Here is a 15,394-nt window from a genome sequence, read left to right on the forward strand (position 1 = left end):
AGCACGGGCTTGCCGAGCAACTGAGTGACGCCATCTGGTTGCCAACGCCAAGGGGGCGAAGCTGGTGCGAAACGGAAGAAGCGCTCCGCGCCACGCCGCCCGGGTCGACCACGCCACCGAGCGACGCTACAGACGGCGGACGCAAAGGGCATGAGCGATGAGCGCAATGGATTGGGCCACTCTTGTCCACGGCGTCATTGCCGTCATCGCCCTCGGCACCGGCCTCGTTTCTTGCAGCAGGCTTGCCACACATCGCCCTGGCGGCGTCATGCTCCGGGTCTTTTTTGCCTTCGCCTTCCTGACCGACGCAAGCGCTTTCGTCATCGGGTTTGACGATGTCCGCCCCACCCACATCATCGCCATTGCCTCCCTTTTACTCCTTGGTGTCACGCTTCGCGGCTTTTACATCGGCCACCAGCACGGGACATGGCGCAGCATCTACCGCGTGGGCGTAATTTCAAACACCTACATCCTTGCCCTGATGGCCACGCTGCAGCTGTTTGCCGTTAACGGCACCGGACCGAGCCTGGCGCATGCTCCCGCGCTTTTCCTGAGCGCCCAGGGTCTGCTCGGCACAGTGTCCCTCCTCACATGCGTCCGGGCCTTGCGACCGGGTCCCGGTCGCCGACGTCGCATCCCCGTCCGCTCCGTGGAATCCCGCACATGACCCCCAAGCCAGAGTCCAGCAGGCACTCAGCGCGTCACGCCCATATCGTCGTGGCCATCACCTTCTTCGCCCTGCTCCTGTCGGCCGGCATCCTGTCGACGCCGGGCGTCCTCATGGTCCCGCTCGGACTGAGTTTCGGATGGGACCGCTCGGTGGTCTCGACAGGGGCTGCCACCGGCATCTTCCTCTACGGCCTGGTTGGTCCGTTCGCAGCGGCGCTGATGCTGTCGTTTGGTATTCGCCGGACGATGATGAGCGGCCTGTTGCTCATCGGGGCAGCGACGCTCGCGAGCCTGTGGATGAAGGAACCCTGGCAGTACATCGTGACCTGGGGCGTATTGTCCGGCATCGGCTCTGGCGCACTCGCCGGCGTTCTCGGGGCAGCCGTGGTCAACCGTTGGTTCGCCACGCGCCAGGGCCTTATGATTGGCATCCTCAGCGCGAGTACGGCCACGGGCTCACTCATCTTCCTCCCCTTCCTTGCCTGGTTGTCCCGAAACGCCCAGTGGCAACCCGTTGCCATTGCTGTGTCCATCGCCGCCCTCGCCCTCGTACCGCTCGTGTACTTTCTGGTCCCCGAGCATCCCCACCATGTCGGCGTTCGTCGCGTGGGAGAAACGGACATGTCGCCCCCACCGCCTGCGCCACACCAGGCCCGCACACCCATGGCCGCCATCCACGTGCTGCAAAAAGCCTCGAAAGTGCCGGCGTTCTGGCTACTGGCAGGCACCTTTTTTGCCTGCGGGCTGACGACAAACGGCCTTGTCGGCACCCACCTGATTGCCTATTGCGGCGACCACGGCATCCCGCCAGTGCACGCCGCAGGCTTCATGTCGATGATTGGTCTCTTCGACCTCATCGGGACCACTGCATCAGGCTGGCTGACCGACCGCTACGACTCACGCCGGCTCCTTATCGGGTTTTATGCCCTGCGCGGCGTATCGCTGCTCATCATGCCATTTGTCGACTTCTCGACGACCAACTTGACCATCTTTGCCGTCTTCTTCGGTCTCGACTGGATTGCGACCATCCCTCCAACACTCAAGCTCGCCAACGAAGCCTTCGGCGAGCACGACGCGCCCATCGTGTTTGGCTGGGTGGTCGTGGCCCACCAACTCGGCGCGGCTGGCGCCGCCATCGGTGCGGGCACCGTGCGACAGATGGCCGGGTCCTACCAGCCAGCCTTCGTCGCCGCCGGCGTCATCGCCCTGGGGGCGGCCACCGTTCTCGTTGTCTCTTCGATACGACATACCCGCCGGGGTGGCGTGCCACAGCCCGCACGCGCCCAATCCTGACGCATCACCTGCGAGCCGTCGGCGCTCACGCGTCGACCCCCCGGGGGTGGCGCCTTGCGTCAAAGAAGGCGTCCCGGCGGAGGTCGCGCTCATGGGCGAACGCCGGGCTGATGGCAGTTACGCATTCATCAAAGCGGAAAGGGAAGGCCCCGGCCGGAAGGCGTTGCCCGGGCTCGACCGCCTCACCCGTGGCGCGAACGACAACTGCGAGGGGCAGCGGCTGGCCCTCGTTGTAGGGTGTCCAACGGACACCCCAATCCCGCATGGAGAGGAGAATGGCATCGAACTCCTTGCCCTTGTCAGTGGCAAAATACTCAAAGCGGGGCGGCCGGTCCGTGTATTGCCGGCGCTCAACGACGCCGTCGTGCTCAAGGCGCTTGAGTCTTGTCGAGAGCAGAAACGAGGACATGCCGGTCTGGGCCTGGATTTCATCAAAGCGGGAATTGCCCATGGCAAGCTCGCGTAAAATGAGCAGCGTCCAGCGGTCACCGACGACGGCGAGCGTTCGCGCAATGGGACAGACGCTGCCAGAGATTTCCTCCCAGTTCATGCCATGCTCCTCTTTCCCTTGTTCATCGCGACCACTGCCTACAGTCTTACATCATGGTCCAGCTTTTTTCCACATCGGCAATGCTTCAATTATTGCGTCCTTTCGCCGATGCGACATACAAAGACGGCCGTCATGGGCAATTTCGGCAATGAGGCCTTTTCGCGCCCACAAAAAAGGGGTCCCGTAGGACCCCTTTTTTTCATGCTGGCCGCTCAGAAGGTCAGCATGCCCCAAACACCCACTTCGTTCGTCTTGTAATGGTACGGCGTTGCCACCGGACCGTCGAGCTTGTTGTGCTTGTAGACAAGCGCGAGCTTGAGGTTCTTTAGCACATCATAGGAAACACCCGCATTGTAATACCGGTCCTTGAGCTTTTCCTCGACGCTGGTCAGGTTGTCGTACTTGTAGTCGACGCGGTCATAGCGACCAAAGACAGCAAACTGGTCGTAAAAGTGCCAGTCGGCCCATGCCGAGTAGCCATCCGCCTTGTCCTTGGTGGAGTTGGTCGCAGGATTGGGCCCTGCGCCGGTGCCCGCATACCTGAGGATATCGTCCCAGTTTTCCGTGTGGAAGTACTCCACGCCCGCACCCCAGGTCTTGTCGCGCCAGGCAAGCAACGCGTCGCCACGAGTCGCCGTGCGGGTGGGTGCACCGCCCTCTGTGTCGTAGCCGCGTTTGCCACTGTAGCCGCCAACGGCGATAACCATCTGCTCAATGGGCGAGTAGCCGAAACGCGCCTCGGTGTCGACCGACTTTGAACGGCTGAGGTTGCGGTACCCGCGACCATTGACGACCGACAGCTGGTAGCTGATGGAATTGCCGCCCGTTGTCGCGCCCAGCGCGTGGATGCCCCAGTCCGACGAATTGCCGAATGCGCCAACGCCACCGGCGGTCGCGGTGCCGCCACTACGCCCCCCTTCGAACGAACGGTCGGTGATGGTGTTTTCGACGAAGCGGTACCCGTACCACTTCTCGACGAACGGAATCCACGGCATGTCGGCCGCACCGAAACGGACGGTGAAGAGACCGTCGAACTTGCCCTGGACGTATGCCTTCTTCACGAACAGGCTGGTCTGCCCGATGGAGACCTGGTAGTTGAAGTCCGTGGTCAGGTTTGCGGACCAGACATCGTCGAACTTGTGGTCGACCGTCAGGTAAAAGCGCTTGACATCAAAACCCGTGCCATTGGTCGAACCGTGGCCGTCCTTCTTGACAAGGCTGCTGATGCCCGTCGCTTCCTTGTGACTCTGGCTGGTCACGTCAAAGAACATCGTGCCGCCGACATGGGTGTTGTCAACGAGCTTGTTGAGGGCATCGAGCTTCCTGGTCAGTTCGTCCGCTGGCTTTGCACTGGCCACCTGGACGTCATTGACCGCCTTAGCAGTCTCGACCTGGGCGTCGGCTTGCGCTTCCTGCCTTGCCTGCAAGTCCGCAATTTTTGCCTGCAAGGCCTGTATCTGCCGCTGCATTTCTTGAAGCGTTGCTGTCTGGTCTTTGCCGATTTTTGAGTTTTCTTTGCCTTTCTCGGCCGCCATGACGCCAGCGGAATGCGCTGAGATGGCGATGATGATGCACGCAGAGAGAGTGCGAAGGGAAGCCTTCGCGAGGCAGGACGATGTCATGTTGATTAAGCCCCTGATGGACGTCTAAATGGCGCAATACGGCGCCAAACCGACGCGAATGCTCGTTTTTATCGATGACACTTGTGCGACAGGATTGTGACGACGTGACGGCAAACCCGGAACAGGCGGGAGCATGAGACGAAAAGTAAGCGCTTTATACAAACCACGCCTTGACTGAAATGTTCATTCACTTCAATCTCTGAAGTATCTAACCTATGGATCCTCACATGGCGCACCCGACGTTTCTCCGCTCCCTTGGCCCGCTCGGTTTCGGTGGAGCTCCTCTCGGCAACATGTTCCGGACCGTCTCAGAGGCCCAGGCCGAGGAGACGCTGCATACGGCGTGGGAATCGGGCATTCGCTACTTCGACACGGCGCCGGTTTACGGTACGGGTCTTTCGGAACACCGGTTCGGTCATGCCCTGCGTATGCGCCCGCGCGGCGAGTTTGTCCTCTCGACCAAGGTTGGCCGCATGCTGCTGCCCAATCCGTCATCGGACGGCAACTTCGGCCCTTTCGTTAGCGGTCTGCCCTTTGACGTCGAATATGACTATTCGTATGACGCGGCGAAACGCTCGATTGACGACAGTCTGCAGCGCCTGGGACTTTCGAGCATCGACATCGTCTACATCCATGACATCGCCGAGGACGCGCACGGGACGGGCTGGCGACCCCTGTTTGATGGTGCGATGAAGGGCGCTGCCCGCGCGCTTGCGGAGCTCAAGCACGAGGGCGTCATCAAGGCGTGGGGCCTTGGCGTCAACACCGTTGAATCCTGCGAACGGGCGCTGGAACAGGCCGACCCCGACGTTTTCCTGCTTGCCGGCCGCTACAGCCTGCTCAACACCCCGGCGCTCGATACGCTCTTTCCGGCCTGTCTTTCCCGGGGCGTCGACGTGGTCATCGGTGGGCCATACAACTCCGGACTGATTGCGGGCGGGAAGACCTACAACTACCGCGATGCGGAGACGGAGGAAGTCGCTGCGCGCGACCGCCTCGCGGCAATCGCCACAAGGCACGGTGTCGACCTTCGCGCTGCGGCATTGCAGTTTTGCGAGGCGCACCCGGTCGTTGCCTCCGTCATTCCAGGCACGTCGACGCCTGCACGTGTGGCCGAGAACGTGGCGCTCCTCAACATGACCATCCCTGGCGCGTTCTGGACGGAGCTCAAGGCGACCGGGCTGATTCCCGCGCATGCCCCGGTTCCGGACCCGGACACGGCGAGCGCCTGATGGGCGTCGCGCACGTGCCAGCAGCCAATGGCGCACCTTTGCATACTGAAGGGGTCACAGGGCCAATATTGGTGACCACCTTTGTTGCCGATACCCGCCGGTGCGACGGGCGGGTGCGGCCGGAGACAGCGTTGCCAGGGCACCAGTTGGCCTTTATCAGGGAGCGGGCGCGGACGGTCCGCATCCAGGTCGAGGCCGGCCCCTGCCGGTACCTGCACCTTGTCTTCAGCGGATTGCGCCTGGCGAGCGCCAGCGCACCGCGCCCGCTGCTGCTTACCTTTTCCCGTACGCACCACGACGCCACGACTGACCCGTCGGTGTCGTCGCTCGGCAGGCTCCTCGATTCGGCCCTCACCGAAAGTCCGGAAAACACGCCTTTGCTGGCTCACCTCGCCCTCGCGATGCGGGCACTCATCACAGAGCCCGAAACGACGGCGCCACCAGCCCAGGCGCCGGGCCTGTCGGACCTCCAGCTCAAACGCGCGCTCGCCTTCATCAACAGCCATTTCGGGCAGGCACTCAAGCTTCCGGACATCGCTGCCGCCTGCGCACTCTCGCCCGGGCATTTCGCGCGGGCGTTCCAGCGGAGCACTGGCAAGACGCCCTACCGCTGGCTGCTTGAACGACGCATCCATGAAGCGCAACGACTCATGGTCGAAACGCCCATGCCGCTCATTGACGTCGGATCACACTGCGGATTTGCCTCACAGAGCCACTTTACCCGAATCTTCCGCAATGCCGTCGGAGTACCGCCTGGCGTCTGGCGACGCTCGGCGGACTCCCACGGCTAACGCTGTCAGCCCGATACGCGCTGACCTGTGCACCGTTCGCGCTGACGGCGGCGCCAACGGTCAGGCGATTCACCAAAAACCTTGCGAAACTGACGGCACAGATGCGCCTGATCATAAAAGCCGGCGTCGGCGGCGATGGCACCAAGATTGAGGTTCGTGGCCAACATCAATCGCGCGGCTGCCTCCACCCGCTTTCGGGTCAAATAGCGGAACGGCGTGAGGCCAAAGGTCGCCTTGAACGCCCGGTGGAAGGCCCCTTTGCTCAGGCCGACACTTGCCGCCATCTCGTCGCCGGACAAGGGACGACCGAATGACTCCTCGATGAGCGCAATGACCATCTTTCGCCGCCTCTCACTCATAGCACCGACTGCCCTGGGATACATGCAGGTTACGCTTGCGCACTGGCGAGACGGCAGGTCTTCGCTCAGGCTGGCGCTGTCCCCGGCCATACAAGTGCGTCTGTTGTGCCGCGCGCGGTTTGCTTGGTTGATGCACCCGGTCATAGCCCCTCCTGCGGAAGAGTGCGAGCGACTGCCAGATGGGTCGAAACACAGACAAGTCTCTTCGTGACAATGGATGTTACTTCATTTACTGAAGTTACAAAAGGTCGTCTGCCATGTTCAGGACTGGACGGAAGGCGGGCGGCGGCATGTGCACGAGTCGGCTGCGGGTCCGAGGAACGTTCTTAGGTAGACATCGCCTCAATCTGACCCTCGCCGCACTGTTGCTGTGCCGAGTGATACGGTCATTGCACCGAGAGCTCCAGGCAACTTCCGTGCGCGTATCGCGGCTGCTCGCACTCTCTGCCCGATGTTCACGCCCGCCTCAGGATGGGCATCGACGGGAAGGTCGGAGAAGGCCCCGGCGCCTCCTTCTCCTTGCCTGGCTCGAGACGAAGGAACGGGTGGCTTCCCGCTGCACGACTGCGGGGTGGCCAGCGCCCTGCCCGGCGACTACGGGCTGCCGGCAAGCGGCCCCGGCAGGAGCAACATCCATCCCACGCCCAACAGACTGACCGTCGGGCATTGGCTGAAAGGACGGGGGGCAACCGTGAAGGGGCGAGGCCCCACGGACGACCGACTTACCATGATGCGGAACGTATTCCGTTCAACGCGGGTAAACCGCCCCGCAATGACATTGGCGACGAGCAGGCCAGTACGACTGAATGCCACTGTCGGTCGACGTGCTCGCCTGCTGGTTCACACCATTGAGACCTAGGCTGGCTCCGAGGGTGGTGGTCGCTGCAAAAGTGCAACGAGGGCAAGGCCGAGCACAGCGGTCGCTGCGACCATCAGGAAGGTGTCGGAAAAGCTCAGCGTCTGAGCCTGTGTCCGCACCGCACTCGAGAGCAGCGCAAGCGATCGACCGGCGTTGGCCGGATCGTTACTGCCGCCAAATCGGAGGAGCGGCCCAGTGGAATACTGCACCAAACGGAGATTAGTGTCGGCTTCCCCCGCCCCGACGTGGAGTCCGACAAGGTTGGAGTGAACCTGACTCTGGACGCGCTGGAAGGTCTGGATGACCGCCACCGCAATCTCGCCGCCGAAAAGGCGAGCCGTTTGTGCAATGGCGCCGAAGGTCAGGACCAGCGCCGGGGTCAAATGCAGTACGAAATAATATATGAGGGCCGTGAGTGCCATCGTCTGGCCCAACGCCTGGAGCAGCATGGACGGAATGAACTGGGCCTCGGCCCAATCAGGGGTCAAACGGCTAGCCAGAAGACACGCGATGCAGACGAGAAGGATGCCACCGCCGAGCACCCAACGCGCATCGACGCGAAGAAGGACAAGGCCGACGAGGGGGCCAATGAGGAACTGGGGTAAGGCGACCCACAAAAGCAGGTCACCGACCTCCGTAGGCCTGAAGCCGCCGACCGTGGTCAGGAATTGCGGCACAAGGAAATTGCTGCTTAACACCAGCATACGGGCGAGCGCGAGGAGGAGCGCCAGAATGAGAATATTGCGTTTGGCCAGAAACGAGAATTCGATGGCACCGAAGGGGTTGGTAAACTCGTGGATTGCGAAAGCGGCAAGTAGCACCAAACCTCCGATTGCCAGACCAACAATCAGACCGGAGGACGTCCAGTCGAGGCGGTTCCCCTGGTCGAGACACGCGTAGACAAGCGAAAACCCGACACCCGCGAGAAACATTCCCCAGTAGTCACCCCGCACCAACTCAGCGCGATTGACAGGCTCTTTCGGGATACCGCCCATGATGCAGAAGACCAGTGCAAGAGCGATAGGTAGGTTTTGCCAGAAAATCCACCTCCAGCCACCGTGGTCGATGTGCCAACCCTCGAGGGTTGCTGCAATGTTGAGGGTCAGCTCAAGGTTAAGAGCATATGCACTGATGCCAAGCACCCAGAACGGCTTCGGGAGATTTTTAAGGACCACCCCGATGGTCAACGGGATAAACGTACCCGAGCCAAGACCGGCCAGAAACTGCACGGCGATAAACAGCGGCAGGTTCTGACAGAACGGCAAGAGGAGCTGGGAGAGCGAGTAAAGCACGGCTCCCCCCATAAGGACGCGCCTGAGACCGAAAACCAGGCCAAGCCAGGCCGCCACGGGCCCGGTCAGCATCTGTGCGACACTGAAGGCTGTGGTTATCCACGCCCGCTCGTCAACACCGGCTCCGATGGCGGACCCGATGTCGGTCAAGCCAAAACTCGTCAGCCGCGCCGAGAGCGTTGACAGCAAAGCCGCAAGCATCACTGCCGCGACAGCCAGCCACGGTCTGTGGGTCGGCGCTTCCACAGGCCCGGGAAGAGCCCGCTCGGTTACCGCAATCCCTCCCGCGCCTGACATGGTCTACCTGCCCGCATCCGTGTCGATGGTGGCGATGACAGACATACCCGGTCGCAGCAAGACCTGACCCGCCGCAGGAACATCGTCGAGGACAATCTTCACCGCAAGGCGCTGGATGACCTTGGTGAAGTTGCCCGTTGCATTATCGGGAGGAAGGAGCGAGAACCGTGCTCCGGAGGCTGGCGACCAACTGTCAACGTGGCCGTGGAAGACCCTGCCGGGGAACGCGTCGACAGTCACCTTGGCCGGCTGGTTGCGGCGAATGTTGGTCATCTGTGTCTCTTTGTAGTTGGCAATGACCCACACGTTGGGAAGCGCGACGACGCTGATGACCTGCGCACCAACGCCCACGTACTGTCCCGGCCGCACCTGGCGCTGACCAACCATGCCGTCGACAGGCGCACGAATCTCGGTGTAGCCAAGGTTGATACGAGCCAACTCCAGAACGGCGCGTTGTGCCGCCTGAGAGGCTCGTGCGGCCGCGATTTGGGCGTCGAGCGTCCCGAGGACTTTTCGTGCGGCACTCTCCTGAGCCACCGACTGGGTGTGGGCGGCAGTCGCCTGAAGATCGCTCGCCTCAGCCTGATCGACAGCCTGCCTGGAGGCAAAGTGCCCCTGAACGAACAGATTTCTCTGGCGTGCGACCTCGAGCTTATAGAGCCGGGCGGACGCCACGGCGGAAGCAACACCAGCCGTGGATGCTGCTATCGTGGCGACCTGCTGGTCTCGTTGTCGCTCGAGAATCGCAATCTGTGCTTCACTTTGCTGAAGCGACGCCAGAGCTTGAGCGACTTGGGCGCGGTAGTCATCATTGACCAACGCCGCGAGGACATCCCCCCTCCTGACACGCTGGAAGTCGCCCACGTTAACGGTGCGAACATATCCGGCGACACGGGCCGACAGGGGAATCACATCGCTTTCCAGATAGGCGTCATCGGTTCTCTGACGCGCCGCCGCCCCCGACCACATGTTCCACCTCGTGGCAAACACCCAAACCGTTGCGACCCCGAGGAGCACAACAAGGATACGGACGCCGGTTGCGACCCAGCGATATGGCAAACCTGATGGCACGGAAGGGACGAACGGGTCCATGAGCTTTTTTTCCAGATTCACAACAAGGTTGTTTGCCCTGCATGGCGTACACAGAGTCGCTGCCCGGCCCAAAGAACGTCCAGCATCTGTTACTTCATATATTGAAGCGGCTGATGGCCACGGTCAACCACGAAATGCGTGATGCTGCTCGCTCAGTGCGCCAAGCAGAACTCCGCGAGCTTTCCACGGAGCCATTCCCGTGCCGGGTGGGAGTCCGTGCGCTCGTGCCACACCATGGCGATGCAGAATCCCGCCACCTCCACAGGTGGCGTGAACAGGTCGAGCCGTTCGATGTACCGTCGGGCGAGGCGCTCAGGCGCCAGGGCAATGAGGTCTGAAGCCGCGACCGTCTCGAGCATGACGAGAAATGACGAGACTGCGAAGGCGACGTGGCGCGACCGGCCGACCGCTGCGAGCCCAATATCGGTCGCCCCAGCGAATCCATCGCCCCGGGGTGAAACCATTATGTGACGAGCTTCCGTGAACGTATCCAGGGTTATAGCCCCGTCGTCAAAGCGACCCTTGCGGGCAACGCCGATGTAGCGTTCGGATAGCACGTCCATGCGGCGCAGGGAGGTGCCAGCGACATCCTCGCGCTGTAGAAAGGCCACATCTACGACACCTTTCTCCAGCGCAGCGTGGACCGCGCGGCTGTCATGCATGAGATTTACCATCAGACGTACACCCGGTGCCACAGCGCTCATCTCAATGAGGAACGGCAACAGGATGCTCACCTGCATGTAGTCACTCGCGGCGACGGTCAATGTCACCGAGGAGACCATGGGATCAAAGCCACGTGCTGCCGCAACCACGTCCCTGACCTGCCCGAGAGCCCGGCGCAACGGGACTTCAAGCTCAGCCCCGGTCGCCGTGGGGACGACGCCACGCGAGGTCGGCGTAAGGAGTTCATCGCCGAAGAGGATCCTGAGGCGCGCGAGCTGGGCGCTGAGCGCTGGCTGGCTCAGATTGAGCCGCTGCGCCGCCCTCGTGACGTTCCGCTCAGCCAGGAGTGCCTCGAGCGCGAGGAGGAGATTGAGGTCGAGTCGCTTGTCATCCATCAGACAAATACCAGCACCTTTAATTTTTGATTTCAACAGGGGCGTCTAGCGGGCACAGACTAGGCGTATTCGGCAGGCGCAAAAGCCCGTCGTTCCCTGCTACGGAGTCCACATGGCCAAAGTTGCCATCGTTTTTTCATCCGGCCACGGCCACACGCGAACCATCGCCGAGCACGTACTCAAGGGGATTCTTGGCGTTGCCGGCGTTGCCGGGGAACTGCTCGAGATCCTGCCGGACCAGGTTCGCGAGGACGGGCGCTGGCACGACGAGTCCATTGTCGCCTCACTAAATGAAGCCGATGCAATCGTCTTTGGCGCGCCGACGTATATGGGATCCGCACATGGCCTCTTCAAACTTTTTCTCGAGTACGGCTTTACGCCATGGCTTGGGCAGCAATGGAAAGACAAGATTGCCGCAGGATTCACCAATTCCGCGTCGCGAAGCGGAGACAAGCTTATCGCCCTCGAGCAGATGGCTGTGTTTGCCGCGCAGATGAGCATGGTGTGGGTCGGCGTCGGTGACCAGCCCGGCGGGAATTTCACTGAAAGTCGGTATACGGACGTAAACGTAAATGGGTCGTGGCTCGGCCTCAGTGCACAGAGCTTTGGTGATGGCACCCCGGAGACCGCCCCGCACCCGGGGGACCGTCTTACGGCCGAGCGCTTCGGCCGACGCATCGCGCGAACGACTGCACGTTGGCTAATCGGTGCCGATGCATATCCGCCACAACGAATCAGCGAAGAGGAATCGCGCCGGCGGAACATCGCCGGTGCGGATGAATGGCGCCGGTTCGACGACTGAACACCCACCCTGATTAACCCAACCCAGGCCAATGCCATGAAAGAAAACTATTCGACCAACGACACCGCCCTTCTTCTCGTCGACCTCCTGAATGATTTTCTCGATGAGACAGGGAAACTGTCGCAACGCATCGGCCCAATGCTCGAGAAGACCGGTCTCATTGACCACCTCACGCGCCTCGTTACCGGCGCACGCGCTCGGGGCGTGAAGATTTTCTATGTGCCGCATGGCCTTCACGAACACAGTTTCGACGACGTGACCCATGTCCACCCGCGTTGGCAATGGGCAATGGAAAACAAGGTGTTCTGGATGGGAGAGTGGGGCTCCGACTTCTATCCCACCTTCAAACCGCATGACGGGGACGTCATCATCAGTCGACACCGCACGTTCGACAGCTTCGTCAACACCGACATGCTGGCCAAGCTCAAGGAGCACAAGATTGAAAAGGTGGTCCTCGCCGGCCTGACCTCGCACACGTGCGTGGAAAGCGCGGGCCGACATGCGCTGGAGGAGGGATTCCATGTCACTTTCCTCACAGATGGCGTGGCCGAGTTTACAGAGGAGGCGCACAGGGCGGCCATTGATCTCTCCTATCCGACCTTCGGGCATGAGGTGACGACCATCGACGAATTCCTTGCTGCCATCGATCCGGCATGACGCATTTCCCTGGCGTCCGCCGGGGACTCTGCGGAAGTCCGTCACCTGTCCCCCAAGAGAGTGCGCCGGCCTTGCCGGCCTGAGGAAGTGTGCCATGGCATCAGCCCAGCAAGTCATCGTCCGGCAGTTCGGCGGCCCGGAGGTGCTTGAAATTGTCGACGTACCTGTGCCCAGCCCAGGCCCGGGCCAAGTCCTTGTGCGCGTCGAGGCAGCCGGCATCCTGTACGGCGATGTCATGCGTCGCACCGACCGTTATCTTTTGCCTACAGCACTACCATACGAGCCAGGAACGGAAGTTGCTGGGTTCGTGGTCAGCGCCGGGCGCGGCGTCAGGGGCTTCGCCGCCGGGGACCGCGTCGTTGGGCGTGTGCCATCGAGGGGATACGCACAGTACGCCCTCGTGGAAGTCGCACAAGCCAACGTGCTGCCGCCCACCATCGGATTCGCCGAAGCAACCGCAGTCCTTGCCCAAGGCACCACCGCATGGCTCCTGACGCACCACGTTGCCGACGTTCGCGGGAAAGCCGTCTTCGTTGAATCAGCTGCTGGCGGAGTTGGCTCACAAGTCGTACAGATGGCTCGCTGGATGGGCGCGACGAAGATCATTGGAACGGCGAGCTCTGAAGAAAAGCGAGATTTCGCCCGGATGATTGGTGCGGATCTCGCAATCGACCCTTCCGTCGATGGCTGGGCCGATGAGATCACCAGGTTTACGGGCGGCCAAGGCGTGGATGTGGCGTACGAGTCGTCCGGCGCTTCCCTCGCCGGGCTTTCCAGATGCCTCGCCCCGTTCGGGACGGTCGTCAAGTTCGGTCGCGGGGTCAATGAACAAAACGCACTTGACCTGCACCGATTCGTCGAGCGCAACCAGCTCGTGCGGGGGTTCTACCTTCCGGCCTGGTTCACCGGTGACCGCGCGAGCCTGGTCAGGCATGGCATGCGAACGCTCATCGACGCACTGGCCGATGGTCATCTCCGCGTATCTGTGTCCGGCCGCTTCGGCTTGAACGACGCCGCCGTCGCCCACAAGGCGATCGAGGCCCGCCACACCGTCGGAAAACTGGTGCTGGAACCGTGGAACCAACTGACGTAAGAGGAAACGCATCGTGACAAATCAACCACGCTGGGCTCTCATCACCGGCGCTTCCTCAGGGATCGGGGAAGCTTATGCCGAGCGTCTTGCAGAGAGTGGCTACAATCTCGTCATCGTCGCAAGGCGGACAGACCGCCTGAACGCCGTTGCCGAACGGCTGGCCGGTTCCTTCGGCGTCGAGGTCGAAGTGATTGCTGCGGACCTTGCCCGAACTGAGGACGTGCGCCGCATCGCAGCCAGGCTAGAAGCGGGTCCGCGAATCGAGATTTTCATTAACAATGCAGGGTATGCATTCAGAGGGAAGGTCACCGCATTCGACGCTGACCTTCTCGACAAGATGCTTGCTGTCAATGTGCAAGCCATGACGCGTCTTGCCAGAAGCGCCATGGGACAGATGGTCCAAGCTGGCAGCGGCATCATCATCAACGTTTCCTCGGCGACGGCGTTCCTGTTGAGGCCCGGGAATGCTGGCTATGGTGCGTCGAAGAGCTATGTGATGGCATTCAGCCGCCATATGCAATTGGAGGCTGCCGGCACCGGCGTCTACGTGCAACTTCTGGTCCCTGGAATCATTGCCACTGACTTTCACCAAATCGCCGGGGCGGATCTCGCGCGATACCCCGCAGACCGCATCATGTCGGCTGCAGACCTGGTAACGGCGTCCCTCTCCGCAGTCGACCTTCGCGAAGACGTTTGCATTCCATCCTTGCCCGATGCTGAAGCGTGGAGTCGTTTCCTGGCTGCAGAAGGTGCGATTGCGGCCGATGTATCCCATGACAAGATAGCAAGTCGCTACCTGGTGGCTGCGGTATCCTCCAGCGGGAGCGAAGTCGGGTGAGATATTTCATTGTATACGCCCATCCCGAACCCAGGTCCCTGACAGGCCACCTCAAGGACAATGCAGTTGCCGCCCTGCTTGCAGCAGGTCATGAAGTCGTTGTGTCCGACCTGTATGCCATGAAATGGAAGGCGGTGGCGGATGAAGGTGACTTTCCAATGCGCAGGCAAACGTCTGAGCCGCTCGACTATGAACGGGCGTCCAAGGAGGCGTTTACCACCGGCACCCAGGCACCAGACGTCACCGCCGAACAAGAAAAGCTGCTTTGGGCGGACGTCGTCGTCCTGCATTTCCCCATCTGGTGGTACGGAATGCCCGCCATCCTGAAAGGTTGGGTTGATCGTGTTTACGCCTATGGCTTTGCCTACGGCGTCGGACCCCATGGCGGCCCTGATTGGGGCAAGCGCTTCGGCGAAGGAACCTTGCAGGGCCGTCGCGGCATGGTTGCCATGATGGTCGGCGGACGTATGGCCCACTACGGTCCGCGCGGCGTCAATGGCGCAATGGACGACCTTCTGTGGCCCATTGAACATGGGGTGCTCTTTTATCCTGGCATGTCGGTCCTTCCGCCAGTCACTTTCTACGAGCTGGGCCGAGCCGATGAGTCGGTCGTCGCGGAGATGACGCGCATCTATTGTGGCCGGCTCCTTGCTGCGGCGACCACGGAGCCCATTCCCATGCGAACGCAAAACGGCGGGGACTACAACGACGTGCAGGTGCTCCGGGAGGAGCTCCTGGGCGGAAAGAGCGGGCATTCGCTCCATCAGGCAGACCCGGTGTTCGTGCCCAACACGTGGCTCGGCAAGGCAGGCGACTACACGCCCAGGCACTTCGCGCCAACGTCCCGCGATCCCGACATCCACGGCTCAACCTGAGCTCACCCTTCCGTG

General features: G+C 61.6%; 15 protein-coding genes. 9 read left to right on the forward strand and 6 right to left on the reverse strand.

Annotation, left to right across the window (positions count from 1 at the left end):
* The first annotated feature begins 166 nt into the window (after window positions 1-166).
* Window positions 167-667 (forward strand): hypothetical protein, encoded by a 501-nt coding sequence (locus tag L2Y97_RS12640; RefSeq protein ID WP_247426981.1) that lies wholly within the window; start codon window positions 167-169, stop codon window positions 665-667.
* Window positions 664-1,962: an MFS transporter gene (locus L2Y97_RS12645; RefSeq protein WP_247426984.1), complete on the forward strand. Its 1,299-nt coding sequence runs from the start codon at window positions 664-666 to the stop codon at window positions 1,960-1,962. The genes L2Y97_RS12640 and L2Y97_RS12645 overlap by 4 nt, the downstream gene beginning before the upstream one ends.
* Window positions 1,963-1,987: 25 nt before the next feature.
* Here L2Y97_RS12645 and L2Y97_RS12650 read toward each other — a convergent pair whose 3' ends face one another.
* Window positions 1,988-2,512, reverse strand: a complete 525-nt coding sequence (locus tag L2Y97_RS12650) for a winged helix-turn-helix transcriptional regulator (protein WP_247426987.1) — start codon at window positions 2,510-2,512, stop codon at window positions 1,988-1,990.
* 212 nt (window positions 2,513-2,724) lie between these two features.
* Window positions 2,725-4,047, reverse strand: a complete 1,323-nt coding sequence (locus L2Y97_RS12655) for a FlxA-like family protein (protein ID WP_247426990.1) — start codon at window positions 4,045-4,047, stop codon at window positions 2,725-2,727.
* Window positions 4,048-4,361: 314 nt separating this feature from the next.
* Here L2Y97_RS12655 and L2Y97_RS12660 point away from each other — a divergent pair, with 314 nt between their 5' ends.
* Window positions 4,362-5,366 carry an aldo/keto reductase gene (locus tag L2Y97_RS12660; protein WP_247426993.1) on the forward strand — a complete coding sequence of 335 codons (1,005 nt, stop codon included), beginning with the start codon at window positions 4,362-4,364 and terminating at the stop codon, window positions 5,364-5,366.
* A 71-nt stretch (window positions 5,367-5,437) separates the two neighbouring features.
* Window positions 5,438-6,157, forward strand: coding sequence for a helix-turn-helix domain-containing protein (locus tag L2Y97_RS12665; protein WP_247426995.1), 720 nt, complete (start codon window positions 5,438-5,440; stop codon window positions 6,155-6,157).
* Window positions 6,158-6,162: 5 nt separating this feature from the next.
* Here the strand turns inward: L2Y97_RS12665 and L2Y97_RS12670 are convergent, their stop codons facing one another.
* The 4 genes from L2Y97_RS12670 to L2Y97_RS12685 all read right to left on the reverse strand — a co-directional run bounded on the left by L2Y97_RS12670 (window position 6,163) and on the right by L2Y97_RS12685 (window position 11,114).
* Entirely contained in the window at window positions 6,163-6,495 is a 333-nt protein-coding gene (locus L2Y97_RS12670; protein WP_247426997.1) for a helix-turn-helix domain-containing protein, read from the reverse strand.
* Window positions 6,496-7,371: 876 nt separating this feature from the next.
* Entirely contained in the window at window positions 7,372-8,817 is a 1,446-nt protein-coding gene (locus tag L2Y97_RS12675) for an MFS transporter (RefSeq protein WP_247426999.1), read from the reverse strand.
* 150 nt (window positions 8,818-8,967) lie between these two features.
* Window positions 8,968-10,056 carry an HlyD family secretion protein gene (locus L2Y97_RS12680; protein ID WP_247427002.1) on the reverse strand — a complete coding sequence of 363 codons (1,089 nt, stop codon included), beginning with the start codon at window positions 10,054-10,056 and terminating at the stop codon, window positions 8,968-8,970.
* 152 nt (window positions 10,057-10,208) lie between these two features.
* Complete coding sequence (locus L2Y97_RS12685) at window positions 10,209-11,114, reverse strand: LysR family transcriptional regulator (RefSeq protein ID WP_247427004.1); 906 nt, start codon at window positions 11,112-11,114, stop codon at window positions 10,209-10,211.
* A 112-nt stretch (window positions 11,115-11,226) separates the two neighbouring features.
* On the opposite strand from L2Y97_RS12685, the gene L2Y97_RS12690 reads away from it, so the two are divergent.
* The 5 genes from L2Y97_RS12690 to L2Y97_RS12710 all read left to right on the forward strand — a co-directional run bounded on the left by L2Y97_RS12690 (window position 11,227) and on the right by L2Y97_RS12710 (window position 15,379).
* Window positions 11,227-11,916, forward strand: coding sequence for a flavodoxin family protein (locus L2Y97_RS12690; RefSeq protein WP_247427006.1), 690 nt, complete (start codon window positions 11,227-11,229; stop codon window positions 11,914-11,916).
* 36 nt (window positions 11,917-11,952) lie between these two features.
* Complete coding sequence (locus L2Y97_RS12695) at window positions 11,953-12,573, forward strand: cysteine hydrolase family protein (protein ID WP_247427008.1); 621 nt, start codon at window positions 11,953-11,955, stop codon at window positions 12,571-12,573.
* 94 nt (window positions 12,574-12,667) lie between these two features.
* Entirely contained in the window at window positions 12,668-13,666 is a 999-nt protein-coding gene (locus L2Y97_RS12700) for a quinone oxidoreductase family protein (protein WP_247427011.1), read from the forward strand.
* 13 nt (window positions 13,667-13,679) lie between these two features.
* Complete coding sequence (locus L2Y97_RS12705) at window positions 13,680-14,504, forward strand: SDR family NAD(P)-dependent oxidoreductase (protein ID WP_247427014.1); 825 nt, start codon at window positions 13,680-13,682, stop codon at window positions 14,502-14,504.
* On the forward strand, window positions 14,501-15,379 hold the full coding sequence (locus tag L2Y97_RS12710; RefSeq protein ID WP_247427017.1) for an NAD(P)H-dependent oxidoreductase: 879 nt from the start codon (window positions 14,501-14,503) through the stop codon (window positions 15,377-15,379). The genes L2Y97_RS12705 and L2Y97_RS12710 overlap by 4 nt, the downstream gene beginning before the upstream one ends.
* Window positions 15,380-15,394 lie beyond the last annotated feature (15 nt).

The organism is Luteibacter aegosomatissinici, from assembly GCF_023078495.1.
GTDB lineage: Bacteria > Pseudomonadota > Gammaproteobacteria > Xanthomonadales > Rhodanobacteraceae > Luteibacter > Luteibacter aegosomatissinici.

Excerpts from the sequence above, each read along its gene's own strand:
- L2Y97_RS12640 (WP_247426981.1), top strand. The coding sequence starts at position 167 with ATGGATTGGGCCACTCTTGTCCACGGCGTCATTGCCGTCATCGCCCTC.
- L2Y97_RS12645 (WP_247426984.1), top strand. The coding sequence starts at position 664 with ATGACCCCCAAGCCAGAGTCCAGCAGGCACTCAGCGCGTCACGCCCAT.
- L2Y97_RS12650 (WP_247426987.1), bottom strand. The coding sequence starts at position 2,512 with ATGAACTGGGAGGAAATCTCTGGCAGCGTCTGTCCCATTGCGCGAACG.
- L2Y97_RS12655 (WP_247426990.1), bottom strand. The coding sequence starts at position 4,047 with ATGGCGGCCGAGAAAGGCAAAGAAAACTCAAAAATCGGCAAAGACCAG.
- L2Y97_RS12660 (WP_247426993.1), top strand. The coding sequence starts at position 4,362 with ATGGCGCACCCGACGTTTCTCCGCTCCCTTGGCCCGCTCGGTTTCGGT.
- L2Y97_RS12670 (WP_247426997.1), bottom strand. The coding sequence starts at position 6,495 with ATGGTCATTGCGCTCATCGAGGAGTCATTCGGTCGTCCCTTGTCCGGC.
- L2Y97_RS12680 (WP_247427002.1), bottom strand. The coding sequence starts at position 10,056 with ATGGACCCGTTCGTCCCTTCCGTGCCATCAGGTTTGCCATATCGCTGG.
- L2Y97_RS12685 (WP_247427004.1), bottom strand. The coding sequence starts at position 11,114 with ATGGATGACAAGCGACTCGACCTCAATCTCCTCCTCGCGCTCGAGGCA.
- L2Y97_RS12690 (WP_247427006.1), top strand. The coding sequence starts at position 11,227 with ATGGCCAAAGTTGCCATCGTTTTTTCATCCGGCCACGGCCACACGCGA.
- L2Y97_RS12695 (WP_247427008.1), top strand. The coding sequence starts at position 11,953 with ATGAAAGAAAACTATTCGACCAACGACACCGCCCTTCTTCTCGTCGAC.
- L2Y97_RS12700 (WP_247427011.1), top strand. The coding sequence starts at position 12,668 with ATGGCATCAGCCCAGCAAGTCATCGTCCGGCAGTTCGGCGGCCCGGAG.